At 68.9% G+C, this 24,680-nt stretch carries 23 protein-coding genes; 11 read left to right on the forward strand and 12 right to left on the reverse strand.

Translation table 11 applies throughout. The features are described 5' to 3' along the window. Nucleotides 1-7: 7 nt before the first annotated feature. The 3 genes from otnI to ABMY26_RS04075 form a co-directional block, all read right to left on the reverse strand. Nucleotides 8-799 (reverse strand): 2-oxo-tetronate isomerase, encoded by a 792-nt coding sequence (otnI, locus tag ABMY26_RS04065; protein WP_372394190.1) that lies wholly within the window; start codon nt 797-799, stop codon nt 8-10. Nucleotides 800-841: 42 nt separating this feature from the next. Then, nucleotides 842-2,530 (reverse strand): diguanylate cyclase domain-containing protein, encoded by a 1,689-nt coding sequence (locus tag ABMY26_RS04070; protein ID WP_372394192.1) that lies wholly within the window; start codon nt 2,528-2,530, stop codon nt 842-844. A gap of 91 nt (nt 2,531-2,621) precedes the next feature. Continuing rightward, nucleotides 2,622-3,545, reverse strand: a complete 924-nt coding sequence (locus ABMY26_RS04075; RefSeq protein WP_372394194.1) for a LysR family transcriptional regulator — start codon at nt 3,543-3,545, stop codon at nt 2,622-2,624. Between the two features lie 282 nt (nt 3,546-3,827). Here ABMY26_RS04075 and ABMY26_RS04080 point away from each other — a divergent pair, with 282 nt between their 5' ends. Then, nucleotides 3,828-4,595: a substrate-binding periplasmic protein gene (locus ABMY26_RS04080; protein ID WP_372394196.1), complete on the forward strand. Its 768-nt coding sequence runs from the start codon at nt 3,828-3,830 to the stop codon at nt 4,593-4,595. Nucleotides 4,596-4,677: 82 nt separating this feature from the next. Further along, nucleotides 4,678-6,246 (forward strand): methyl-accepting chemotaxis protein, encoded by a 1,569-nt coding sequence (locus tag ABMY26_RS04085; protein ID WP_372394198.1) that lies wholly within the window; start codon nt 4,678-4,680, stop codon nt 6,244-6,246. Nucleotides 6,247-6,282: 36 nt separating this feature from the next. Here ABMY26_RS04085 and ABMY26_RS04090 read toward each other — a convergent pair whose 3' ends face one another. The 4 genes from ABMY26_RS04090 to ABMY26_RS04105 form a co-directional block, all read right to left on the reverse strand. Next, nucleotides 6,283-7,287: a CorA family divalent cation transporter gene (locus tag ABMY26_RS04090; protein ID WP_372394200.1), complete on the reverse strand. Its 1,005-nt coding sequence runs from the start codon at nt 7,285-7,287 to the stop codon at nt 6,283-6,285. A 111-nt stretch (nt 7,288-7,398) separates the two neighbouring features. After that, nucleotides 7,399-8,445: an aldo/keto reductase gene (locus ABMY26_RS04095; protein WP_372394202.1), complete on the reverse strand. Its 1,047-nt coding sequence runs from the start codon at nt 8,443-8,445 to the stop codon at nt 7,399-7,401. Nucleotides 8,446-8,494: 49 nt separating this feature from the next. Beyond that, nucleotides 8,495-9,634 carry a Gfo/Idh/MocA family protein gene (locus ABMY26_RS04100; RefSeq protein ID WP_372394204.1) on the reverse strand — a complete coding sequence of 380 codons (1,140 nt, stop codon included), beginning with the start codon at nt 9,632-9,634 and terminating at the stop codon, nt 8,495-8,497. A gap of 107 nt (nt 9,635-9,741) precedes the next feature. Continuing rightward, on the reverse strand, nt 9,742-10,965 hold the full coding sequence (locus ABMY26_RS04105; protein WP_372394206.1) for a LysR family transcriptional regulator: 1,224 nt from the start codon (nt 10,963-10,965) through the stop codon (nt 9,742-9,744). A 269-nt stretch (nt 10,966-11,234) separates the two neighbouring features. On the opposite strand from ABMY26_RS04105, the gene rnk reads away from it, so the two are divergent. The 3 genes from rnk to ABMY26_RS04120 all read left to right on the forward strand — a co-directional run bounded on the left by rnk (nt 11,235) and on the right by ABMY26_RS04120 (nt 12,970). After that, nucleotides 11,235-11,669: a nucleoside diphosphate kinase regulator gene (rnk, locus tag ABMY26_RS04110; protein WP_372394208.1), complete on the forward strand. Its 435-nt coding sequence runs from the start codon at nt 11,235-11,237 to the stop codon at nt 11,667-11,669. Nucleotides 11,670-11,732: 63 nt separating this feature from the next. Further along, entirely contained in the window at nt 11,733-12,512 is a 780-nt protein-coding gene (locus ABMY26_RS04115; protein ID WP_372394210.1) for an SDR family NAD(P)-dependent oxidoreductase, read from the forward strand. Continuing rightward, on the forward strand, nt 12,509-12,970 hold the full coding sequence (locus tag ABMY26_RS04120; protein WP_372394212.1) for a nuclear transport factor 2 family protein: 462 nt from the start codon (nt 12,509-12,511) through the stop codon (nt 12,968-12,970). The genes ABMY26_RS04115 and ABMY26_RS04120 overlap by 4 nt, the downstream gene beginning before the upstream one ends. Here the strand turns inward: ABMY26_RS04120 and ABMY26_RS04125 are convergent. The 4 genes from ABMY26_RS04125 to ABMY26_RS04140 are packed head-to-tail and all read right to left on the reverse strand — an operon-like array spanning nt 12,921 to nt 17,125. Next, entirely contained in the window at nt 12,921-13,544 is a 624-nt protein-coding gene (locus ABMY26_RS04125; RefSeq protein WP_372394214.1) for a DUF3833 domain-containing protein, read from the reverse strand. The two genes, ABMY26_RS04120 and ABMY26_RS04125, sit on opposite strands and share 50 nt — an antisense overlap. A 29-nt stretch (nt 13,545-13,573) precedes the next feature. Next, nucleotides 13,574-14,839 (reverse strand): class I SAM-dependent methyltransferase, encoded by a 1,266-nt coding sequence (locus tag ABMY26_RS04130; RefSeq protein ID WP_372394216.1) that lies wholly within the window; start codon nt 14,837-14,839, stop codon nt 13,574-13,576. A 28-nt stretch (nt 14,840-14,867) separates the two neighbouring features. Beyond that, nucleotides 14,868-15,683: a DUF1365 domain-containing protein gene (locus ABMY26_RS04135; protein ID WP_372394218.1), complete on the reverse strand. Its 816-nt coding sequence runs from the start codon at nt 15,681-15,683 to the stop codon at nt 14,868-14,870. Then, a complete protein-coding gene (locus ABMY26_RS04140; protein ID WP_372394220.1) occupies nt 15,683-17,125 on the reverse strand; it encodes an NAD(P)/FAD-dependent oxidoreductase in 1,443 nt (480 codons plus the stop codon). Before ABMY26_RS04140 ends, ABMY26_RS04135 begins: the two co-directional genes overlap by 1 nt. Before the next feature lie 305 nt (nt 17,126-17,430). Between ABMY26_RS04140 and ABMY26_RS04145 the strand changes: the two genes are divergently transcribed. Both ABMY26_RS04145 and ABMY26_RS04150 read left to right on the forward strand, forming a co-directional pair. Then, nucleotides 17,431-17,982, forward strand: a complete 552-nt coding sequence (locus tag ABMY26_RS04145; RefSeq protein ID WP_372394222.1) for a sigma-70 family RNA polymerase sigma factor — start codon at nt 17,431-17,433, stop codon at nt 17,980-17,982. Next, nucleotides 17,979-18,710 (forward strand): ChrR family anti-sigma-E factor, encoded by a 732-nt coding sequence (locus tag ABMY26_RS04150; protein ID WP_372394224.1) that lies wholly within the window; start codon nt 17,979-17,981, stop codon nt 18,708-18,710. The genes ABMY26_RS04145 and ABMY26_RS04150 overlap by 4 nt, the downstream gene beginning before the upstream one ends. A gap of 102 nt (nt 18,711-18,812) precedes the next feature. On the opposite strand, the gene ABMY26_RS04155 is transcribed toward ABMY26_RS04150, so the two are convergent. Then, the gene (locus ABMY26_RS04155) at nt 18,813-20,039 is read right to left on the reverse strand and encodes an ROK family transcriptional regulator (protein WP_372394226.1); all 1,227 of its coding nucleotides are present in this window, start codon (nt 20,037-20,039) and stop codon (nt 18,813-18,815) included. Nucleotides 20,040-20,519: 480 nt separating this feature from the next. On the opposite strand from ABMY26_RS04155, the gene ABMY26_RS04160 reads away from it, so the two are divergent. The 4 genes from ABMY26_RS04160 (at nt 20,520) to ABMY26_RS04175 (ending at nt 24,676) form a co-directional block, all read left to right on the forward strand. Next, on the forward strand, nt 20,520-21,830 hold the full coding sequence (locus ABMY26_RS04160) for a sugar ABC transporter substrate-binding protein (protein ID WP_372394228.1): 1,311 nt from the start codon (nt 20,520-20,522) through the stop codon (nt 21,828-21,830). A gap of 99 nt (nt 21,831-21,929) precedes the next feature. Further along, nucleotides 21,930-22,802, forward strand: coding sequence for a carbohydrate ABC transporter permease (locus ABMY26_RS04165; RefSeq protein WP_372394230.1), 873 nt, complete (start codon nt 21,930-21,932; stop codon nt 22,800-22,802). A 3-nt stretch (nt 22,803-22,805) separates the two neighbouring features. Next, the gene (locus ABMY26_RS04170; protein ID WP_372394232.1) at nt 22,806-23,636 is read left to right on the forward strand and encodes a carbohydrate ABC transporter permease; all 831 of its coding nucleotides are present in this window, start codon (nt 22,806-22,808) and stop codon (nt 23,634-23,636) included. An 11-nt stretch (nt 23,637-23,647) separates the two neighbouring features. Then, complete coding sequence (locus ABMY26_RS04175; protein ID WP_372394233.1) at nt 23,648-24,676, forward strand: ABC transporter ATP-binding protein; 1,029 nt, start codon at nt 23,648-23,650, stop codon at nt 24,674-24,676. Nucleotides 24,677-24,680: the final 4 nt, after the last annotated feature.

Raw genomic sequence — 24,680 nt, forward strand, 5'->3', positions numbered from 1 at the left:
CGGCCGATTATCCAGCGGGATCCTGCCGGTCGCGATGGGCTGCGAACCAGCCGAGCCCGTCGAGGGTGCCGCCGCGGGGACGGTATTCGCAGCCGACGAAGCCGTCATAGCCGAGCCGGTCCAGCTCGGCAAACAGGAAGGGCCAGTTCAGTTCCCCGCCGTCCGGCTCGTCGCGTGCGGGCACCGAGGCGATCTGGACATGGCCGGTGAGCGGGATCAGCCGGCGCAGCGCCATGGTGACGTCGCCATGCAGGATCTGGCAGTGGTAGAGATCGAACTGCAACTTCACATTGGACCTGCCGAGCCCGGCGATCCAGCGTTCGGCGGCGGCGAAATCGTTCAGGAAATAGCCGGGCATGTCGCGGCCGTTGATCGGCTCCAGCATCAGGTCGATGCCGCGTCCGCCCAGCGCATCGGCGGCGTGGAGCACGGCGTCGCGGTAGCGGGAGGCGGCCGCCGGATCGGCCGGGTCGGCGAGCCCGGCCATCAGGTGCAGCCGGCGGCAGCCGGTGGCCTCGGCATAGCGCAGCGCGGTCGCGACGCCGGCCGTCAGCTCGGCACAGCGGCCGGCAAGCGCCGCCAGTCCGCGCTCCCCCGCCGCCCAGTCGCCCGGCGGCATGTTGAACAGCGCCTGCGTCAGGCGGTTGCGCTGCAGCCGGGCGGCCACGGCATCGGGCGCATGGTCGTAGGGGAACAGATACTCGACGGCCCGGAAGCCGGCATCGGCGGCAGCGTCGAAGCGGTCGAGGAACGGCCATTCCGTGAACATCATCGTCAGGTTGGCGGCGAAGCGGGGCATGGGCGGTCTGGCTCCTGGCGTCTGGCTTCCGGCAGTTCGGCTCTAGGCCCGCTCGACGCGGTTCCGGCCGGCCGCCTTGGCGCGATAGAGCGCGGCGTCGACCCGCCGGAACAGCGAATCGGCGTCCTCGGCGATGCCGGCCTGCCCGATGCCGATGCTGATGGTGGCCGGCAGGCCTGAGCCGGCCAGGGCGGCCACCGCGCGGCGCAGCCTTTCGGCCAGCACGGCGGCGGCCTCCAGCTCCGCTTCGGGCAGCAGCAGGGCGAACTCCTCGCCACCCCAGCGGGCCAGCCCGTCCAGGCGCCGGGAATGGCCGGCCAGCGTCGCGGCGACCCGGCGCAGGGCCTCGTCGCCGGCCTGATGGCCGTGCGTGTCGTTGTAGCGCTTGAAGTGATCGATATCGATCAGCATCAGGGAATAGGGGCGTCCGTTGCGGCGAAGGGATCCGGCGGCCTCGTCGAGCGCCTGCTGGAAACGGCGGCGGTTCCACAGCCCGGTCAGCGGATCGACCTGGGCCGCCTGCTCCAGCTCCGCCTCCAGCCGCCGGCGCTCGGTGATGTCGAGCAGGACGCCGTTGAAGGTCACCGTGCCGTCGGGACGGCAGCGGGGAAGGGCGCGCCCCAGCAGCCAGCGCTTTTCCACCAGCCCCACCGTGCCTTCCTGTTCCCAGGCCGTGCCGTCCCGCCCGGCCCGGCGCAGCGCGCGCCGCAGCCCGGCCCACCGCCTGCGGCTCATGATCGGCGACAGCGACGGCCAGTCGGTGGGAGCCGACTCGGCCGGCAGTCCGAACAGCGCCGCCGCGGCTGCGCTGAAATAGGTCGGGCGCACATGGCCGTCGGGAAGCAGCTCTGCCTGGAAGACCGCGCCCGGCAGGGCATTGGTCAGGTCGCTCAGCTGGGCATCCCGCTCGGTCTCGCCGCTGCGGTCGGTGAAGCTGACGACCACCCCGACGAAGCCCTGATCGTTGCGGATCGGGCTGGCCGTCAGCCGTGCCGGGAAGGGCGACCCGTCATGGCGGTACAGGGTACAGTCCAGGGCCTCGACCCCCTCTCCGCCTTCGGTCACGCGGCCGACCGGATGGGTCCGCCAGTCCTCCACCTCCGCCGCTGCCGCCCCCGCTCCGCCCCCCGTCAGGTAGGCGCCGATGTGGCCGCGGATCAGTTCGCTGTCGTGCTGGAAGCCGAAGGTCCGCGTGGCGACCGGGTTCAGGAAGGTGAAGTTGCCGTCGCGATCGATGCCGCAGACGCCGACCTGGACGCTTTCCAGCAGCAGGCGGTTGAAATGCTCCGCCTCGATCACCGCGGTGATGTCGTGGATGATGCACAGCAGGAGCCGGCGCCCGGCGATGACGACCGGTCCGGCATAGACCTGCACGTCACGCACCGAACCGTCGGCCAGACGATGGCGGAAGCGCTGGGGAAAATGGCCGCCCTCCCACGAGGCGATGGCATGCATCGCCGGCAGGACCGCATGGCCGAGAACGTTGATGTCCCAGACATGCAGGTTGCGCATCCGCTCCCGGCTGTAGCCGTAGAAGGCGGCGGCCTTGGGGTTGGCATCGACGATCGCGCCGTTGGCGCCTGGATCGATCAGCAGGATGGGAGCGGCATTGCCGGCGAACAGCGCGCCGAACGGCCCGCTCCGGCCACCGTCCCCGCCGGACTCCAACGCCCATTCACCGGCCCCGTCGTCCGGATCGCCGGATTGAGGGGGAACGGCCTGTGAACCCATCGAGGCACCTTAATCGCTGACGACCCGACTCCACTTTGTATGGTCGCATTCCAGGGTCGTCTACCCCGGATCTCTCCGGGCTTGGAGGGCATCAGATCAGGTTGCCTTGCCCGCCGGCGGGCTGAAGCCCCTGGACGACGCCGATCAGATGGCTGGCGAAGGCATCCACCGCGTCCGGCAGGCGGCGGCCGAGCATGGTCAGGATCTGGTAGCGGCGCTGGTCGAGCGTCGGCGCATCGATGGGAACCAGCGCCACCTGGGTTCCGACGCTGCGGGAATGGACGGAGAAGGAGCTGGCGATGGTGATGCCGCCACCTTCCGCGGCGAAGGCCCACAGCGCGGCGATGTAGTTCGACACCAGCACCGGCTGGACCGAGACCCCAGCCAGCCCGCAGGCGATGTCGAACACCTGCCGCGCGGTGGTGTCCTTTTCCGGCAGCGCCATCGGCTCGGCCGCAAGCTCGGCGAGCGACAGCACCACGCGGCCGGCGAGCGGATGGTCCTTCGCCAGCACCGCCAGCACCGGCGCCCTCCCCTCGCCGATCGCCCGCACGCCGGCTTGCGGCGCGAAGGAGAAGGTCGCGCCGATGTCGACGTCGCCGTCACGGACCATGCGCGTCACCTCGGCCGGCGCATCGACGTGCAGCTCGACCCGGATGCCGGGATGGTCCCGGCGGAAATCATGGATCGCCGACGGGATCAGGCTGAGCCCGAACCCCTCAGTCGCCGCGATCCGCACCACGCCGGTCGCCAACCCGCGCAGCCGTTTCAGCTCGTTGACGATGGCCTCCTCTTCCAGGAAGACGCGCCGGGCATGGCGGGCCAGCAGTTCCCCCGCCGGGCTGGGCACCATGCCGCGCGGCCGCCGCTCGAACAGCTCGACGCCAAGGTCGGCCTCGAGATGCGCGATCTGCCGGCTGATGGCCGACGACGCGACGTTGAGGCGGGCGGACGCCTCGGCGATGGAGCCGGTCCGGGCGACTTCCAGGAAATAACGCAACGCGGTGCTGTTCATGGGCGGGGCCGGTCCTCGGGAGGGGGCAGGTCGGGGGATGCATGAAAGCGCGCATTCGGCCTCATCTCAAGCCGCCACCGCGCGGCCAGCCCTCCAGGCGGCCCGCGTATCGCACCGAACGCCTCCAAGTATTGGTTAACGTGCTTTTAGTCAAAATTATCTTTTGCGCCGCGGCAAATCGCGAGTAATCATAAGCAAAGGGAGTTCTTGTGTACTATTTGTTACATGATCATCGCGGTTTTTGACTCTCGCGCTCTCCACAATCTCAAATGGAGCTCCAGGATGATCGTCCGTATCGCTGCGCGGATTGCCGCTGTTCTCCTCTGCATGCTTCTCGCCGGGACGATGGCCTCGCCAAGTCTTGCACAGGACAAGGTCGTGCGTCTGACCTCGCTCGATTGGCCCCCCTTCAGCGGTGACGCGTTGAAAGACAAGGGTGCTGCCGTGGCCGTGGTGCGGGCCGCATTCGCGGCGGTCGGCTACGAGCTGCGGGTGGGCTTCTATCCGTGGAACCGGACCGTTGCCCTCGCCAAGGAGGGCGGCGAGGTTCAGGGCTATTTCCCGGAATATGCGGGAGCAGAGGTCGAGAACGACTTCATCCTCTCGGTCCCTCTCGGCACCAGCCCGCTGGGCTTCGCCGAACGGAGCCAGGCGCCGGTGACGTGGAACAGCCTCGACGACCTCGCGACGAAGCGGATCGGCGTCGTCGACGGCTACGTCAACACCGCGGAACTGGATGCCCGCATCGCCGATGGCCGCCTGCGCGCCGACAAGGCGAACAGCGACGCGACCAACCTGAAGAAGCTTGCGGCGGGACGCATCGATCTGGCGGTGATCGACCTTGCGGTCATGAACGACCTCCTGCGCACCAACCCGGACTTGGCGGGGCTGGCCTCCGGGCTGCGGTTCAACGCCAGGCCGCTGGAGGACAAGACGCTGCACATCGCCTTCCACAAGGGAGAGGACGGAAAGGCGCTGGCGCGTCTGTTCGCCGAAGGGCTGGCGAAGATCGACGCCAAGGCGATCCTGTCGCAGGCCCTGGGGAGCTGAGCGGCACGCCCATATCGGGCCCGGCCGTTCCGAACCGTCCGTCCGCCGCCAAGCCGGCATTGCCAACGCCTTGGAGACTGGAATGCTACGCAGCTATCGTCGCAGCCTGACCGCGCACGTGATCGTTCCGATCGCGGCGTTGCTGTTCGCCATCGCCCTGTGCGCGGCCGCCGCGACCATGTGGACGACCATGACTGCCGCGCGCGCCGCTCTGGAGGAGCGTGCCCAGATGACCGCGACCGCCCTGGCCGGCGGTGCCGGCGAGGCCCTGTGGAACATGGACTCCTCGGCCGCAACGGCGCTGCTTGCGGCGCTTGCCGCCGATCCCGACTATGTCGGCAGCGCAATCCGCGACACCGGCGGCAAGGCCTTCGCGACGGACGGCCTCATCGGCGGATCCGGTTCCGACGGCGTGGTGACGCGGACCCACCCGATCCGGCGGAGCGAGAATGGCAAGGTCACCACGATCGGCGAGATCGAACTGCGCCTGAACACCCGGCGGATCGAACGGCAGACCGTGACCAGCGCACTGTCGATCGCGGCGGGCGCCCTGGCGGCCCTGCTGGCGGTCTGCGGCACGTTGCTGATCATCGTGCGCGGCGCGACCCGGCCGATCTCCCGCATGACCGATGTGATGCGGGCGCTGGCGGACGGCCAAACCGACATCGCGGTTCCGGAAATCCGCCGCGAGGACGAGGTCGGCCATATGGCCGCGACGCTGGCGGTGTTCCGGGCCAACGCGCTGGAAAAGCGCCGGCTGGAGGAGGAGCAGGTCCGCATGCGGGCCGAGGCCGAGCACCAGCGGCGGACGATGCTCGAAGCCATCGCCGGGCGCTTCGACCAGGATGTCGGCCGGCTGCTGGCCGGCGTGAGCGGAACGGTCAGCACCATGAGCGGGACGGTGACCGACATCGCCATGAGCGCCGGCGACAACGCGACGATGAGCGGCACGGTGGCGGAGGCCGCCAACGAGGTCAGCGCCAATGTCCAGACGGTGGCCGCGGCAGTCGAGGAGCTGGAGGCGTCGATCCGGGAAATCTCGTCCCAGGCCCAGGGCGCCCAGACCGAATCCGAAGACGCCAGCCGGCAGGTCGGCGGCACCGTGGGACTGATGGACGAGCTGGTCGGACGGGCGGACAAGATCGGCAACGTCGTCACCCTGATTTCCAGCATCGCCGGCCAGACCAACCTGTTGGCGCTCAACGCCACCATCGAGGCGGCGCGCGCCGGCGAGGCCGGCAAGGGCTTCGCGGTGGTCGCGACCGAGGTGAAGAACCTGGCCGGGCAGACCGCGAAGGCGACGGAGGAGATCTCGACGCTGATCGGCGCAATCCAGAGTTCCACCGGCATGGCGGCATCCCACATCGGCGAGATCGTGACGGTGATCGGCCGGTTGAGCTCGATCAGCGCCTCCATCGCCGCCGCCGTCGAACAGCAGAATTCCGCCACCGCGGAGATCGGCCGCGCGGTCCAGCAGGCAGCCGACGGAACCGAGCGGCTGCGGGGCGGGGTGCAGGACGTCGCCACCGCCGCCCACGGCAACGGTCAGGCGGCGATCCTCCTCAGGGAGGGCATCCACGACCTCGAACGGACGGTGCAGGCACTCCAGGGGCAGGTCGGCCGCTTCGTCGCGCAAATCCAGGCGGATTGATCCCGGCCCGCCCTGCATCGGCATCCCCGCCGGGCTTCAGCGGCGGGGGCGCAGGAAGATCAGCATCGCGACGCCGGACAGAAGGATCAGCAGCATGACCCACCAGAAGGCATGGTCCGATGCATGCTCTCCGGCAACGCCCGGCAGCCCCGCCACATTCATGCCGAAGATTCCCGAGATCAGCGTCATCGGGGTGAAGATGACCGTCACGACCGCCAGCACATGCAGGCTGTGGTTCTGCTGGTCCGCGACCCTGGCCAGCAGCTCGTCCTGCAGGACCTTGGCGCGGTCCTGCAGCGCCTCGATGTCATAGAGCACGCCGGCGAATTTCTCGATCGCATGGCCCAGGCGGGCACGGTCGTCCTCGCCGATCCAGGACACCTTGTTGGAGGCGAGCCGCGCCAGCGCCGCCCGCTGCGGCGACACATGGCGCCGCAGCCTGACGATCAGCTGGCGCAGCTGGCCCAGCCGCTGCCGGGCCAGCTGGTAGCGCTCGGCCAGGACGGTGTCCTCAACCTTGTCCAGGTCGGCCTCCGCCCGCGCGACCACCTCGCCCAGCGTATCGGCCAGAAGGTCGATCAGATCCGCCATGAACTCGGCGGTGCTGCTGTAGCGGCCATGGTCGCCCAAAGCCTTGCGCAGCCGGTCGATGGCCTTCAGCGGATGCCGCCGGCAGCTGACGATCCGGCCGGCGTCCATGAACAGGCGCAGCGCGCCGATGTCAGACGGTTCGAAGTTGAAGTCGTACTGCATGTCGCTCAGTACGGCGACGAAGCCGTCGTCGAACGGCTCCAGCCGTGCCCGGTCGTCGTTGGCGTCGAGAAGGATCTCGCGCGCGAACTCGTCCAGCCCGCTCTCCCTTTCCAGCCAGTCCCGTGCCCGCGCCGATGCGAGGTTGAAATGCAGCCACAGCACCCCGCCGGTGCGATGCCGCGCCGCCCCGATCTCCTCGAAGGACACGCGCACCGGCGGCGCATCGGCGGTCAGGAAATAGCCGCAGATCAGGTCGGTCCCGGTGTCGAGTTTGATTGAGCCCGCCATGCCCGATGCGCCTTCCGCTGCCCGCCCCGCCGGCAGGGCGCCGGCCGGCGGACAGAGTACTTCAGCGGCTGGCCGGAACATACAGGTCCTTGGACCGGAGCAGCCCGGCAGCTACGAGGCTTGGCGATCCGAGGCTTGACGATCCGAGGCGTTCAGCAGCCAGCCCGGATATTCGACCGGCAGCCGGCTGACCCGGTCCAGCGCCGCCATGTCGGACTCGTCCAACAGGATCCCGGCCGCCTGGATATTCTCCGCCAGCTGGTCGACCCGCCGGGCACCGACGAGCACGGTCGATACGACTGCCTGCTTCAGCAGCCATGCAATGGCGACCTGCGCCGGCCGGCGGCCATGCTTGTCCGCAACCGATCTCAGCACCCCGATCAGCGGTTCGCCGCGAGCGCGGTCGATCGGCGGGAAGTCCAGCTCGGTCTGCCGGCCGCCTTTGCCGTCGCCGCTGTCGGCATGTTTCCCGTCGGAATATTTGCCGCTGAGATAGCCGCCCGCGAGCGGGCTCCAGACCATCAGGCCGATGCGCTCCGATTCGAGAAGGGGGACGATCTCGCGTTCGATGTCTCGTCCGACGAGGGTATAGTAGGCCTGCAGCGATGTGATCGGCGCGAGGTGCCGGGCGTTTGCGACCCCAATCGCTTTCATGATCTGCCAAGCGGCCCAGTTCGACAGCCCGATGTAGTGGACGTCGCCGGTACGAACCAGCGTGTCGAGAGCCTCCAGCGTCTCCTCCATAGGGGTCGCGGGATCGAAGCCGTGGAGCTGATACAGGTCGATATGGTCGACGCCGAGCCGCCGCAGGCTCGCCCGGCACTCGCTCAGAATGTGACGGCGGGAGGCGCCGCGCCGGTTCGGCCCCTCTCCCATGGCGCCGAGCGCCTTGGTGGCGATGACGACGTCGTCCCGCGCGACGCCGATGGTTTTCAGCGCACGGCCGAGCATCTCCTCGCTTCGCCCATCGGCATAGATGTTCGCGGTGTCGAAGAGATTGATGCCGGCATCGAGAGCCGCCTTGACCAGGGCGTCGGCATCGTCCTGCCCCAGCTTCCCGACTTTCCCCCACAGACCGTCGGTACCCCCGAACGTCATGGCGCCAAAGGACAGTTCCGATACGAACAGGCCGCTGTTGCCGAATTTGCGCATGCGCATCGCGCACCTCCTCTCGAATTTGATCGGTATGGGTGACCGGCGGCCCCGGTCAGCCGAGGTTTCGCTGCCGCTCGCCGGTCCGGGCCGCCCGCTCGACCGCTGCGACGAGCCGGCTGTTGTGAACGGCATGGCCGAAACCGGGGGTCCGGTGGGTGCCGGCGGCGAGATCGCGCGCCAGGGAGGCATAGACCTCACCGACATTGATGGCGGCACCCACCCAGAAATCCGCCGCGGCCGGCCCGACACCCGACGCCACCGGCGCATCCGGCGGATCGAACGCGACGCTGGACGACAGGGTCAGGTCGCCGACCTGGACGCCGGCGAGGTGGTTGCCCGTGATCTTCAGCCAGCCCCGGGAACCGCGGATCTCGAAGGAAAAGGCCGCGTCCTCCGCCGGCACATTGGCCAGGACCTGGACGGACACCGGCGCGCCGCTCGCGGTCTTGGCGATGAGGTCGACATGGTCGGGGATCTCGCGGGCGGAGGTCGCGCCGGTATCGACGATCTCGATGTCCGGCCAGAGAAGCTCCGTGCGTGCATCGACTTCGGTGATGATGCCGAGCACCGCCTCGACGACGTCGAGGACATGCCCGGTGGTGATGGTGAGGAAGCTGGCGCCCGACGCTGCCTTGTTGAAATAATCGTAGGCGGCGGGCGACTGCGGGCCGAAGCCGAAGGTCGTCGCCGCCACGCGCGCCGACAGCAGGCGGCCGAGCCGTCCGGAAGCGACCAGTTCCGCCGCGCGGCGGACGGCGGGATTGTGCCGGCCCTGCAGGCCGATCGCGGTGTGCAGCGAACCGGCCGCGGCGGCCATTTCCTCGGTCTCGGCCAGCGTCGCGCCCAGGGGCGCCTCGGAATACACCGCCTTGCCGGCCTTCAGGGCTGCCAGCACCAAAGGCCGATGCGCCGGCACCTTCACCGCGACGGTCACGACATCGATGGTCTCGTCATGGATGAGTTCATAAGGATCCGCGTACCAGCGTCCGGCCCCGAACGCCGCGGCGGCAGCCTTCGCGCTCTCTTCCCGGCGTGTCGCGACGGCGGCCAGAACCAGGGAAGGCTGCGGTTCGAGCGCGGGAACATGCGAGGCCCCGGCCCAGCTGGCCTGGATGTCTGCGCCAATGATGCCTACGCGGAATGTCCTGTCCGACATTGAAGGGATGCTCCCGGATGGATCGGCGATCGCCAATCGATCGACCGTCCCGGGAGCCTATCGGGGCAGACATTCCAACCAAAATCGATAGACGTTATGAGCGATCATCCACGCCGTTTATGGCTCCACCTGCCGGGGCATTCTCAATAATATTGCTGGGCCAGATCGGCGCAGACATTCTCCGATGGCAGCCAGACATTCGGGAAGGCGGCGAGCATGCAGTTCCGAAGCCAGCGCTGAGCCGGATGCGCATCGTTCCTGCGATGCCATGACAGAACGAACGGCACCGGGTTCAACCGCAAAGGAAATTCCAGCACCGACAACCGGTCGGCGTAGCCGGAGCCCGCGACGACGCCTTCCACGACGGTGGCGATCATATCGGATGACGCAACCAGTTGCGGAGCTGCGGACATCTGCGGGACCGTCAAAGCGATGCGGCGCCTCATGCCTTTCATGGCCAGCGCGGCCTCCGCCACGTCCAGCCCTTCATTCTCAGGTGCCACGAGAATGTGCGTCAACGCAAGAAAGCTCTCGGTATCGAGCGGCCGCAGCGTTGCCGGATGCTCCTTCCGCAGGATGCAGACGAACCGCTCCTGGAACAGGCGCGCACGCAGGATGCGGCCGGTTGCCGACGGCGGAATTCCGACCGTCAGATCGACCTCACCGCTGTCGAGCAGGGCGATTGCATCATCGCGGCCGGCATAATCTTGAACGCGCAGATCGACGGTCGGGGCTCTCTCGGTCAGGATCGACAGCAGACGCGGCAGGACAACGGAGCCGGCATGGCCCGATACACCGAGCGAGAACGTCATCGTCGATGCGGAGGGGGCGAAATCCTGCGTAAACTGCAACGTGCGTTGGATATCCCTCAGCGCAAGGGAGATCGGTTCGGCCAACTCCACCGCCCGCGGGGTCGGCTGGAGGCCACTGGGCCCGCGGACAAACAGCTCGTCGCCCAGCAGCACCCTCAACCGCGACAGGGCCGCGCTCATGGCCGGTTGCGTCCGGCCGATGCGCGCCCCGGCCCGCGTGACGTTCCGTTCTGCATTCAGGGCGTCGAAGGCGACGAGCAGGTTGAGATCGATGCCGTGCAAGTTCATGCCGCGGATTATCGAAGCCGTGTCCATCGATTTCAAGCATGCTATCGAGCATGCATCCATCGTGTGGAAATCGGGGCGGCTTGAGGCGCGAACCGGCGGGATGGCCCAGCGCCGGACCGACGCGAGCGATAGCCAGAAAATTCGGTTCGTCGAATTCGCGCCGCGGTCAACCTGACGCTTTGCGCGGATGACCGGCCGGCACAGCCCCGGCTTCTCACGCTTTCCCTTGAATTCCCCCTCCGACCTCGCCATGGTTTGACTGACCATGACTTCGCCCTTCCGCCATATCCGCAACCGTCTGCGTGCAGGCCGCGTTCACGCAGGCACGCCCGCCCCGGATCTGGTCGCCTGAGGCAAGGCTCCCGGACCGTCCGGGGCCGATCCATTTTCCGATTTCATCACGACATGCGCTCCAGCCCGCCTCCCCGCGGCCGCTGGGCTCCGCGTACACAATCGCCGCAGCCGCCGACGCGCCCACCGGGAGGGCGGATCGCGGCGGCGGCGCGTACGCTCGACAGCAAGGAAGGAAGACCCCGATGCGTCCCGCAGACCAGTTCCCGCCGATCGTCCTGACCGCAACCGACCATGACCGCCTCTCCGGCCTGGCCGAGGCCGCCACAACATTGGTTCCGGACGTTTATGATTACCTTACGGCGGAGTTGGAGCGCGCCGTCGTGGTGGAAGCCGACGAGATCCCTCCGATGGTCGTCACCATGGGTGCGCGTGTGGCGTACCGGGATGAGGCAACCGGGCAGGAGCGGACCGTCGCCCTCGTCTACCCGCAGGATGCCGACCTCGCCGCCGGGCGGGTTTCGGTGCTGACCCCCGTCGGCGCCGCGCTCATCGGCGTCGCGGAAGGCCAATCCATCACCTGGTACACCCGCCAGGGCGAGGCGAAAACCCTCACCGTCCTGGCGGTCGACCACCCGGTCGCGGATGGAACCGCCGACCCCGGCCCGGACCGGCGCTGACGCCTCCGGGTGATCCAGCCGGCCGGTCCGCGCGTATCGACCTGACCATTGCGGAGTTGCATCATGGCCAGCCGAGAGCGCCGACCCGTCACCTGGATCACCGGCGGCAGCAGCGGCCTCGGCCGTGCGCTGGCGCTGCGCCTTGCAGGGGCCGCAACCGGAACCGGGAATGGGGCAACGGTGGCGCTGTCCGCCCGCTCTGCCGCGGACCTGACGGCGGTGGCGCTGTCGGCACCCGACCGCATCCTTCCCTTCCCGCTGGACGTGACCGACCGCGCAGCCACCGCCGAGACCGTCGCCACCATCGAGGACCGGGTCGGCCCGATCGGCCGCGCAGTGCTGAACGCCGGGACCCATACCCCGATGTCGCTGGAGGATTTTTCCGCCGACACCGCGCGCCGGCTGATGGAGGTCAACTACATGGGCGTGGTCCATGGGCTGGAGGCGCTGCTGCCGCGCCTCAGCGCCCGCGGCGGCGGGCAGGTCGCGGTGGTGGCCTCGGTCGCCGGCTATCGCGGGCTGCCGACGGCGGCGGCCTACGGCCCGTCCAAGGCGGCGCTGATCAACCTGTGCGAATCGCTGAAGCCCGACTGCGACCGTGCCGGCATCCGGCTGCAGCTGGTCTGCCCCGGCTTCGTCGATACGCCGCTGACCGCACGCAACCCGTTCCCGATGCCCGACCTGATGCCGGTGGAGGACGCGGCGGAGGAGCTGGCGGCCGGGCTGGACAGCGACCGCTTCGAGATCAGCTTCCCCAAGAGCTTCACCCGCAAGGTCAGGATGGCGCGGCTGCTGCCCTACCGGCTTTATTTCCCCCTGGTGCGCAAGGTGACCGGAACATGACGCCCGATGACGCCCGCAGCCATGGCCTCGACGCCTGGGCCGCCTTCTTCGAGACGTTGAGCCCCGCCACGCTCGACCGGTTGCCGGAGCTCACGGTGGCCGAGGTTCGCTTTCGCGATCCCTTCAACGACGCCCACGGGCGCGACGCGGTGCGCGCTGTGCTGGCCCACACGCTGGACGGCTGCCGCGACCTGCGCTTCACCGTCACCCACCGGCTGTATGCCTCCGATCTGGCGATCCTGCGCTGGCGGTTCGAAGCGATGCTGCCCGCCATCGGCCGGCTCGACGTGATCGGCACCAGCGAGGTGCGGCAGGCGGCGGACGGCCGGGTGAGCGAGCACATCGACCATTGGGATTCCGGCGAGCAGATCTATCTGCGCCTTCCCCTGCTGGGAGCGCCGCTGCGCCTCATTCAGCGGCGGCTGGGGGCGGCACCGCCGGAAAGGCCTGGGGCGTAGCGGCCTGGGGCATGGTGGCCAGCCGGCCTTCCGGCAGGAAGAACAGGCTGACCGTGCCGATCCACACGCCCCAGCGATAGACGTTGGCGCGGTTGACCAGCGCCTCGCCCGGTTGCAGCCACATCCAGTCGTCGAAGCGCACGCGCCAGCGGTCCTCGCCGACCTTCATCGAAAGTTCGTAATTCCAGTTCAGCGCGTTGCCGGCCTGCCGGCCGACAGCTGTGCCGTACACGTCGTCGGCCCGCCCCTCGTACCGGCCGTCGCCGCTCTTCACGATGTGCCAGACCCGACGGTCGGTCTCGCCGTCGGAATAGAGGAAATGCTCGTCCAGCGTCAGCTCCCGCCCGTCCCAGCTGCCGTCGATGGTGACGGTGAAGCTGCGCCGCAGCGTGCCGAACCGGTCCTCGAACACGCCCCAGGCATGGGTGCGGCCGGCGAAATAGCGCTCGATCCTCAATTCCGGCGTCGTGCCGGCGAAGTCCTCGACCTTCATGGCGGAGCATCCGTTGAGCAGGGCGGTGGCCAGGGCGGCCACCAGGGCGGTGGCGGCGATCAGGGGGCGGGCGCGTGGCATGGCTGTGTTTCTCCGCTCTGCCTCTCGGCTCAGGGCCGGCGGAAGCGCCACAGCCCGACATCGATGGTCCCGGCGCGGAATCCGGCCTCGCAATAGGCGAGGTAATAGTCCCACAGCCGCCGGAACCGCTCGTCGAAACCCTGCGCCGCGACCTGCGGCCCGGCGGCCAGGAAGCGCCGCCGCCATTCGGCGCAGGTCCGGGCGTAGGATTGGCCGAACATCTCGGCATGCTCCACCACCAGCCCGGCCCGCTCCGCCTGCGCGCGCAGCGCCGATGGGCAGGGCAGCAGCCCGCCGGGGAAGATGTGGCGCTGGATGAAGTCGCAGTTGCGGCGGTAGCTGGGGAAGCGCGCGTCCTCGATGGTGATCGCCTGCACCACCGCGGCCCCGCCGGGGGCCAGCCGGTCGCGCAGCGTGGCGAAGTAGCGCGGCCAATGCGCCTCCCCAACCGCCTCGATCATCTCGATGGAGACGATGCGGTCGAAGGTGCCGCCAGCGTCGCGGTAGTCCTGCAGCCGCAGATCCACCGCACCGGCCAGCCCGGCGGCGGCGACCCGGCCGCGGGCGAAGGCGAGCTGTTCGGACGACAGGGTCAGCCCGACGACCGAGGCGCCGCGCCGGCCAGCCAGATGCTCGGCCATGCCGCCCCAGCCGCAGCCGATCTCCAGCACGCGGTCGCCCGGCCGAACCTCCAGCAGGTCGGCGGCGCGGCGGATCTTGGCCTCCTGCGCATCCTCCAGGCTCTGGCCGGCATGCTCGTAGAGCGCCGAGGAATAGGTCATGCCGGGGTCGAGCCACAGCCGGTAGAAGTCGTTGCCCAGATCGTAATGGAAGGCGATGTTGCGCCGGCTGCCGCTGCGCGAGTTGGCGCGGCTGCGATGGAACAGCCGGTTGGCGACCGCCGCCAGCGCGCTGCCGTCCAGCCCGCCCCGCAGTTCGGCCTCGTTGCGGATCGCCAGCTCGATCAGCGCCGGCAGGTCGGTGCTGTGCCACAGCCCGTCGCCATAGGCCTCGGCCAGTCCGATGTCTCCGCCCAGCAGCAGGCGCCGGGCCGCCGCCGGATCGGTCAGCGCCAGGTCGGCGCGCAGTGCACCGGCCTCATCGCCCCCGGTCGGCTCGCCCCCGGCCGGTTCCCCGAAGCGCAGCAGGCGGCCGTCGGGCAGGCGCAGGCTCAGTTCGCCATGGCGCAGCCGGGTGGCGAGCCCGAGCAGGGCGCCGGTCCACAGGTCGCGGCCGGTCATCAGCCGCAGCCACCAGGGGCGTGGACGGAAGGCGGTCGCAGCGAGGTCGGTCATTGCGGAAAATCCCCTGGCTCTTGATGGGTCAGTTGTGGATCGGGGCGGCGCCGACGATGGTCACCGGCTCGGCCGGGGCCGGCGGACGCGGGCGGACGGTCATGCCCTTGCGCCACAGGCCCAACGCCTCCCAATGGATGCCGGCGACCACCTTGGCGGTCATCAGCGGATGGCGGGCCCAGGCCCGCAGGATGGCGCCGTCGGTCAGTTCCACCCGCCGGGCGGTCAGCGCCGCGTGCAGCAGCGGCCCCGCCGCGTCGGTCTGGCGGATGGCGAGCGCCAGCGGTTCGCCGGGAAGGCAGGCGGGCGGGCGGATGCGGAAGTGATAGGCGGTCTCCATGTCCATGAAGGGCGAGACGTAGAACCGCTTGTCGCAGCGCTGGCGCACCAGCCCATCCGGCCCCGGCCCGGCCGGGATCAGATAGGCGTGGCGCTGGCCGAAGGTGTTGCTCACCTCATGGATGGTGGCGGCCAGGCCGCCGTCCGGCCGGTGGCAGAACCAGACGCAGAGCGGGTTGAAGGCGAATCCCAGCACCCGCGGAAAGCACAGCAGCCGCACCGCACCGCCCCCGGCGATGCCGGCGCGGGCGAGCTGGCCTTCGGCCCACCCCTTCAGTGACGGCCCGGCGCCCTCCCCCAGCGGCCCGAAATCGCGGTCGTGGAAACCGATCAATCCGAAGCGGTCATGGGCGAACAACCGCAATTCGCGGTCCAGCCGGGGCAGCTCGTCCAGATCGACCAGCAGGCTGAACACCCGGTAGGACAGCCGGTGGCGCACCGGCCTGACGCGGTGGTGCATCACCGTGCCGAGATAGAGGCCGGACGCGAAGTTCGCCCCGTCCATCACGCCGCCTCGCGCGCGGTGTTCGGCGCCGCCGGGTCCAGATGGATGCGGCCGGATTCGTCGGGGACCGTCCAGGGTCGCCGCACCCCGCCCAGCGCCTCGGCCACCGCCAGCCCCGATTGCAACCCGTCCTCGTGGAAGCCGGCGCCGAAGTAGGAGCCGGCAAACCAGCTGTTCCGGCAACCTTGCAGGCTCCACAGCCGCTTCTGCGCCGCCAGCGCCTCCATCCCGAAGACCGGGTGGTCGTAGAGGATGCTGCGCAGGATGGTGCCCTCGCGCGGCGGGCGGATCGGATTCAGGGTGACGAACAGGTCGCGTTCGGGCGGCAGGAAGCCCTGCAGCCGGTTCATCCAATAGGTGACGCAGACCGCGTCGGCGCCGGCATCGCCCCGCTGCGACAGATAGTTCCAGCTCGACCACACCGCCCGCCGCCTCGGCATCAGGCCGGCGTCGCTGTGCAGGATGGCGAGGTTGCGCTCGTAGCCGATGGAGCCGAGCAGCCGGCTTTCCAACGGCGTCGGTTCCTCCAGCAGGGCGAGCGCCTGATCGGCATGGGTGGCGAACACCACATGGTCATGGGCACGCACGGCGCCGCGGCGGTCGCGCACCAGGATGCGGCCGGACGGCTGGCCAGACACGCCGCCAATCCCGCCGCCAATTCCGTCGCCGTGAAAGCCCTCCCGCGTCACCGCCTCCACCGCGCAGTTCAGGCGCAGGACATCGGGCATGTCCGCCAGGATGCGGCGGACATAGGCGCGGCTGCCGCCCTCCACCGTGCGCCAGACCGGCCGGCCGGCAATCTTCAGCAGCCCGTGGTTCTCGCAGAAGCGGACGAAGGCGGCGGCGGGATGGTCGCGCATCGCCTCCGCCGGGGTCGACCAGATGGCGGCGGCCATCGGTAGCAGATGGTCGCGCACGAAGGCGTCGGAATAGCCCCCGCGCTCCAGGAAGGCGCCCAGGGTCAGCGTGGCCGCGTCCGGATCGGCCAGCAGCCCCGGCGCCTCGCGGTAGAAGCGCAGCAGGTCGACCAGCATCCGCCAGAAGCGCGGGCGCAGCAGGTTGCGTTTCTGCGCGAACAGGGTGCCGAGCGAGGTGCCGGCATACTCCACCCGCCCACCGTCGAGCGATGCGGCGAAGCTCATGTCGGTCGGCCGGGTCGCCACGCCGAGATGGTCGAACAGCGCCACGAGATTGGGGTAGCAGGGCGCGTTGTAGACGATGAAGCCGGTATCGACCGGCCCCGCGCCGCCGGAGTCCACGGTGTTGGCGTGGCCGCCCGGCCGGTCCTCCTTCTCGTACAAGGTGACTCGGTGAGCCTTCGACAGCAGCCACGCCGCCGACAGTCCGGCAATGCCCGAGCCGATGACGGCGATGTCGAGCGGCGCCGCGCCGGCCGGCGAACGGAACTGGTGGACGGTGGCGGAGGCTTCGGGAAGCGGCATGGGCGGCCCTATCCGGGTCTTGGGTTGTCTTGCCTGGCTCGAGTGTCCAGGTTGTGCATCGGAATACGGTGCCGTACCACCATCGGATCACGCCAGGGTCACGCTTTTGCGATTTTGCCGGCGCCGCGGAGCACCCCCGTGAAAGGCAGGGGCGGAAAGCAGGGGCGAAAAGCACCGCGGGGGGTGATCCGAAGCGCCGGCCTCACCGTAATGCGGCCATGATCGCCTCGCTTGCCTCCATGATATCGCCGACCGTCGGCCCCGATCCGGGTGGCTCCCAGCCTTCGGCTGCCAGGGTCGCGAACGTGCTCGCTGCCGATCTGGCGGCCGATCTGGCCGCTGTGGCGGCGGCCGGCGACCGGGCGGCCTTCGGCCGGCTGTTCGCCCATTTCGCTCCACGGGTGAAGGCCTACATGCTGAAGCTCGGCATGCCGGCGCAGAAGGCCGAGGATCTGGCGCAGGACACCATGCTGACGGTGTGGCGCAAGGCGTCGCTCTACGACCCGGCGCGGGCGGAGCCGGCAAGCTGGGTGTTCACCATCGCCCGCAACCTGCGCATCGACGCGCTGCGCCGCGAACGGCATCCGGAGGTGTCGGACGACGAGTTGCTGGAGCATGAGGACGGGCGCCCGCGTGCAGACGACCTGTTGGACGGCGACCGCCGCGCCCGCCGCCTGCGCGGCGCGCTGGCGACGCTGACGCCGGAGCAGGCGGAGGTGGTCCGGCTGTCCTTCTTCGCCGACCTTGCCCATCCGGCCATCGCCGAACGGCTGGACGTGCCGCTGGGCACAGTGAAATCGCGCCTGCGTCTGGCCATGGTCAAGATCCGCAAGGCGCTGGGAGACGACGACCGATGACGACCCGCAACGCCCTCACCCTCAACACCCGCCCCGATGGCGCCGGCCAGAACCCGGCCGGCCACGCCACCCTGCCGAACCACCATCCGAGCGACGCGCTGCTGGTGGCCTACGGTTCCGGCAGCCTGGGCGAGGGGTTGTCGTTGGCGGTGGCGCTCCACCTCGCCCACTGCCCGGATTGCCGTGCCGCGCTCGCCGAGGTGGAGGCGGTCGGAGGCGTCCTGCTGGATGACCTGCCGCCCGCCCCGCTCGACGGCCTGACACTGGCCGGCACATTGGCACGCCTGGACCGCGAGGACACCGCAGCGGCACCTCCCGGCCCGGCGGCGCGGACCGCAGGCGACCCGGCGCTGCCGGCCCCGCTGCGCTTCTATGTGCCGTCGCTGGACGGGCTGGCGTGGCAGCGGCTGGCTCCCGGCGTGCGCCGGGTGGAACTGCTGCCGCGCACCGCGTCGGGCGGCGCGGCGCAATTGCTGCGCATCGCGCCGGGAACCGCCCTGCCCCACCACGGCCATGGCGGGGTGGAGCTGACCTTGGTGTTGAGCGGCCATTTCGCCGACGAGCTGGGCCGCTATGGCCCGGGCGACCTTGCCGAGGTCGACGGCGATACCCATCACCAGCCGATCGCCGACAGCCACCGCGATTGCGTCTGCCTGATCGCCACCGACGCCCCTCTGCGCTTCACCGGACTGATGGGCCGGCTGATGCAGCCCTTCATCGGGCTGTAGCGCCGGAGCCTGCCGACGGTCACGAGGCGGCGGCCATGCCGCCGAAGCCCTCGATCCTGACGGGTCGGGATCGAGGGCCGTTGGGATCGAGGGCCGTCGGGATCACATGAGATCCCGTGCCATGCCAGACCGGACCAGCAGGTCGGTGTCGGGCGAGAAGCGCCCTTTCAGCGGCAGCATCGCCGCCCCCAGGACGCGGGCCATCGGTCCGATCGACCCCGCGGTGATGGTGGCCGTCTTCAGGCCCGAGCGGTTGTAATGTTCCACCGACAGGGCCAGACGCTGCGTGAAGCGGTCGCGCCAGGCCGGCGGCAGGAAACCGTCCACCACCACCTCCTGGAAGTCGATCACGCTGAGCGCGGAGACGACGGCGCGCGACAGGTCGGTGACCGCCGTATCGGTCCATGCGTCGAAGATGGCGTTCGCCGTCTCCCCGCTGCCGTCGGCGAGCGCCGCCGCCGGATCGATCCCGCCGGCCGCAAGTTCGCGCTCCAACAGAAAGATGGACACGCTGTGGATAAGCTGTCCCGGCGGCGACCCCGGAGCGGCCAGGCCGGTGGGCATCGAGCCGATGGCACCGGCATTGCCCTGTTCGCCGCGATAGAGGCGCCCGTCGATCACCACGCCGCCGCCGATGAAGGTGCCGAGATAGATGTAGAGCGCGCTGCGCCTGGTGATGGCATGGCCGGCGATCATCTCCGCCGCGCAGGCGGCCGCCGCATCGTTGTAGAGCGTCACCGGCAATCCGGTTTCCCGGGCGAACGCACCGGCGATGTCGGCGTCGCGCCAGCCGTCCAGCGCACCGGCCGCCAGCCCAAGCTCCGCCGACCACGCATGGATCTCGTCCGGCATGGCGACGCCGAGGCCGACGACGCGCGACCGCGCCGCCGGCGAAAGATGGCGGAGCAGACCGGCCGCCTGGGAAATCGCCGTCGCGATCGTCGGCTCCGGCAGGGGTGCGTCATAGCGCACGCGGCTCGCCCCCAGCTCCTCCCCCAGCAGGTTGATCAGGATCGCCTCGACGCTCCGCCGGCCGATCTTCACCCCCAGCGAATAGGCCCCGTCCGGATTGGGGGCGATGGGGGTGGAGGGCTGCCCGACCTGGCCGCGCACCTTGTCCAGCTTGACCAGGAGCCCGTCTTCGAGCAGGCGGTTGACGATCACCGAGGCCGCCTGGCCGCTGAGCCCGGTTTCGCGCGCGATTTCCGCCTTGGACAGCATACCGGTCTGCAACAGCGCATGCATGACCAGCCGCTCGTTGTAGGCACGCAGCCCGGTGGTGTCGCCGCCCCGCATGCTCTCGCCGCCCCCGCTCACGAATTCGATCAACAATCCGTATAGCAAGCCATAGTAACAAAATCAAAGTGATTTATTTAATGACTGCCGAAGAAAGGTGACGGAAGGAGCTTTGCATTCAGGCCAGCGAATCAGCCTAGCAAGAGGCGTACCGACGGGGCAAGGCCGCTATCCGATCGGATGGGTGCGCCAGCCCCGGGAACCGGAGATTTCCTGCATTTTTCCGACCGATGTACCATCCACGGACCGACCGGCATCGAGACGCCATGACGATCTCGATCAGGGAACGGCGCAATATCAAAATCAATATGATTTATATATTGCACCCTCCGCCGATCTGCGCCATAGTGTTCGTGAGCCATACAAACCAATGCCGTGCACGACTGCGGACACAGGCTTCGGATATCGGCTTCGGACCTGGGAGACGCCACCCGCGAACCGGCGGGCGGCCAGCCCTGTCTCGCAGACGCGTGCCCCAGGCGCGGCCGGGCAGGACAATCGGGAGGAAACACCATGAAACGCGCGCTATCCCTGATCGGTGCGGCGGTCGCCGCTCTCCTCGGCACCTCGGTGCAGGCGGAAACGATCTCCATCGCCACGGTGAACAACGGCGACATGATCCGCATGCAGAAGCTGGCGGAGCATTTCACCAAGGCCCATCCGGACATCACGCTGAACTGGGTGACGCTGGAAGAGAACGTCCTGCGCCAGCGCATCACCACCGACATCGCCACCAAGGGCGGCCAGTACGACATCCTCACCATCGGCACCTACGAAGTGCCGATCTGGAGCAAGCAGAAGTGGCTGATGCCGCTGGACAAGCTGGGCTCCAACTATGACGTGGACGACCTGCTGCCCTCCATCCGCAGTGGCCTGACCATCGACGGCACGCTCTATGCCGCGCCCTTCTACGGCGAAAGCTCGATGATCATGTACCGCAAGGATCTGTTCGAGAAGGCCGGCCTTAGCATGCCGGAAGCGCCGACCTGGGCCTTCGTCTCCGACGCCGCGCGCAAGCTGACCGACAAGAAGAACGAAGTCTACGGCATCTGCCTGCGCGGCAAGGCCGGCTGGGGCGAGAACATGGCCTTCCTCAGCGCCATGGCGAACTCCTTCGGCGCCAGCTGGTTCGACATGCAGTGGAAGCCGCAGTTCAACACCGATGCGTGGAAGAAGACGCTGACCACCTATCTCGGCCTGATGAAGGACGCCGGCCCGCCGGGCGCCTCCTCCAACGGCTTCAACGAGAATCTGGCGCTGTTCCAGACCGGCAAATGCGCCATGTGGATCGACGCCACCGTCGCCGCGTCCTTCGTCTCCAACCCGGCGCAGAGCAAGGTCGCCGACAAGGTCGGCTATGCACTGGCCCCCGACACCGGTCTCGGCAAGCGCTCCAACTGGCTGTGGGCCTGGAACCTCGCGATCCCGGCCAGCAGCAAGAAGGGCGACGCTGCGCAGGCCTTCATCTCCTGGGCGACCTCCAAGGAATATCTCGACCTCGTCGCCAAGGAAGAGGGCTGGGCCAACGTCCCGCCCGGCACCCGCAGCTCGCTCTACGCCAACGCCGAGTACCGCAAGGCGGCGCCCTTCGCCGACCTGACCCTGAAGTCGATCCAGGCTGCCGACCCGCAGCACCCGACGGTGCAGCCGGTCCCCTACACCGGCGTGCAGTTCGTTGCGATCCCGGAATTCCAGGGCATCGGCACCGCCGTCGGCCAGTCCTTCTCCGCGGCGCTGGCCGGCCAGATGACGGCCGACCAGGCCCTGCAGAGCGCGCAGTCGCTGGCCACCCGCGAAATGACCAAGGCCGGCTACATCAAGTAACCGGCACCGGCCCGGCCGATTACGTGATGTAGCCGGCCGGGCCGTTTCGCCGGTCACGCCTGACCGCGCCCCGCAACACCGCCACCCAAGGGTCGAGCCATGGCCACCGCCCATTCGCGTACAGCCGCGCGCCTGACGATGGCTCCGGCCGTCGTCCTGCTGCTCGGCTGGATGCTGATCCCGCTCGCGATGACGCTCTATTTCTCCTTCCTGCGCTTCAACCTGTTGATGCCAGGGACGGAGGAGTGGATCGGCACGCTCAACTACCAGTATTTCCTGACCGATCCCGCCTTCTTCGCCGCGCTCGGCAACACGCTGGCGCTGGTCGGCGGGGTGCTGGTTCTGACCATCGCCGGCGGGATCGGGCTGGCCCTGCTGCTCGACCAGCCCTTCTGGGGGCGGGGAATCGTCCGCCTGCTGGTCATCGCCCCCTTCTTCGTCATGCCCACCGTGTCGGCGCTGGTGTGGAAGAACATGCTGATGAACCCGGTGAACGGCCTGTTCGCCGCCATCGCCAAGGGGCTCGGGCTGCAGCCCTTCGACTTCCTGGCGGAAGCGCCGCTGTCCTCGATCATCCTGATCGTGACGTGGCAGTGGCTGCCCTTCGCGACGCTGATCCTGCTGACCGCGCTGCAGTCGCTGGACCGCGAGCGGCTGGAAGCGGCCGAGATGGACGGCGCCGGCGCGGTCGACCGCTTCATCCACATCATCATGCCCCATCTCGCCCGCGCGATGACGGTGGTGACGCTGATCCAGACCATCTTCCTGCTGTCGGTCTTCGCCGAGATCCTGGTGACGACGAACGGCGGGCCGGGCACCTCGACCACCAACATCACCTATCTCGTCTATGCCCAGTCGCTGCTGCAGTTCGATGTCGGCGGCGGCTCCGCTGGCGGCATCGTCGCCGTCGTCCTCGCCAACCTCGTCGCCGTCTTCCTGATGAGGATGATCGGCCGCAATCTGGACATCTGAGCCATGGCGCGCGCCGCAACCAACCACCGCAAGCTGGGCCTGACCCTGCTCGCCTGGTCCATCGGGATCGCGATCTTCTTCCCCATCCTGTGGACCGCCCTGACCAGCTTCAAGACCGAGGCCGAGGCCGTGGCCTCGTCGCCCTCCTTCCTCGCCTTCGACTGGACGCTGGAGAATTATGCCGAGGTGCAGTCGCGCTCCGACTATTTCCTGCATTTCTGGAACTCGGTCGTGATCTCGGTGGGGTCGACGCTGATCGGCCTGCTGGTCGCCGTTCCCGCCGCCTGGTCGATGGCCTTCGTGCCGGGCAGGCGGACGCGCGACGTGCTGATGTGGATGCTGTCGACCAAGATGCTGCCGCCGGTCGGCGTGCTGATCCCGATCTACCTGCTGTTCCGCGATTTCGGGCTGCTCGACACCCGGATCGGGCTGGTGATCGTGCTGACGCTGATCAACCTGCCGATCATCGTCTGGATGCTGTTCACCTATTTCCGCGAAATCCCGGGCGAGATCCTGGAGGCCGCTCGGATGGACGGCGCCGGCCTTCGGCAGGAACTCATCCATGTGCTGCTGCCGATGGCGGTGCCCGGCATCGCCTCCACCCTGCTGCTGAACGTCATCCTGGCGTGGAACGAGGCCTTCTGGACGCTGAACCTGTCCGCCTCGCAATCGGCCCCGCTGACCGCCTTCATCGCCAGCTACTCCAGCCCGGAGGGGCTGTTCTACGCCAAACTGTCGGCCGCCTCGACCATGGCGGTCGCGCCGATCCTGGTTCTCGGCTGGTTCAGCCAGAAGCAGCTGGTGCGCGGCCTGACCTTCGGCGCCGTGAAGTAGGAGGACCTTCCATGGGACAGATCACGCTCGACCGCGTCACCAAGAGCTTCGGCGACGTCTCCGTCATCCCGCCGCTCGACCTGACCATCGGCAACGGCGAGTTCGTGGTGTTCGTCGGCCCGTCGGGCTGCGGCAAGTCCACGCTCCTGCGCCTGATCGCCGGGCTGGAGGACGTGTCGTCCGGCACCATCCGCATCGACGGCAAGGACGCCACCGCCCTGCCGCCCGCCCAGCGCGGGCTGGCGATGGTGTTCCAGTCCTACGCCCTCTACCCGCACATGACCGTGCGCAACAACATCGCCTTCCCGCTGAAGATGGCCCGGATGGACAAGGCCGCCATCGACCGCAAGGTCGAGGCGGCGGCCAACGTGCTGAACCTCACCAACTATCTCGACCGCCGCCCCGGCCAGCTGTCGGGCGGCCAGCGCCAGCGCGTCGCCATCGGCCGCGCCATCGTGCGCGAGCCGACCGCCTTCCTGTTCGACGAGCCGCTGTCGAACCTGGACGCGGCGCTGCGCGTCAACATGCGCCTGGAAATCTCCGAACTGCACGCCAGCCTCGGCACCACCATGATCTATGTGACCCACGATCAGGTGGAGGCCATGACCATGGCCGACAAGATCGTGGTGCTGAACGCCGGCCGGATCGAACAGGTGGGCTCGCCCATCGACCTCTACAGCCGGCCGCGCAACCGCTTCGTCGCCGGCTTCATCGGCTCCCCCCGCATGAACTTCATCGAGGGCGAGGCCGCGCGCGGCGACGGCGCCGACTGCGTCGGCATCCGTCCCGAACACCTCGTCCTGTCCACGGAGTCCGGCCGCTGGTCCGGCACCGTCACCGTGTCGGAACATCTGGGCTCCGACACCTTCGTCTATGTGCAGGTCGACGGCATCGGAACGATGGTCGCACGGGCCGGCGGCGAATTCCCGGTGCGCCACGGCGACACCGTGTGGCTGACGCCGCAAACCGAAAAGCTGCATCGCTTCGATGCCCAGGGGAACGCCCTGTCATCGCCGGTCCCAGGCGCGAAAGTGGCATGAAAGG

The organism is Azospirillum sp. HJ39, from assembly GCF_041507355.1.
In the GTDB taxonomy this organism is placed as follows: Bacteria; Pseudomonadota; Alphaproteobacteria; order Azospirillales; family Azospirillaceae; genus Azospirillum; species Azospirillum thiophilum.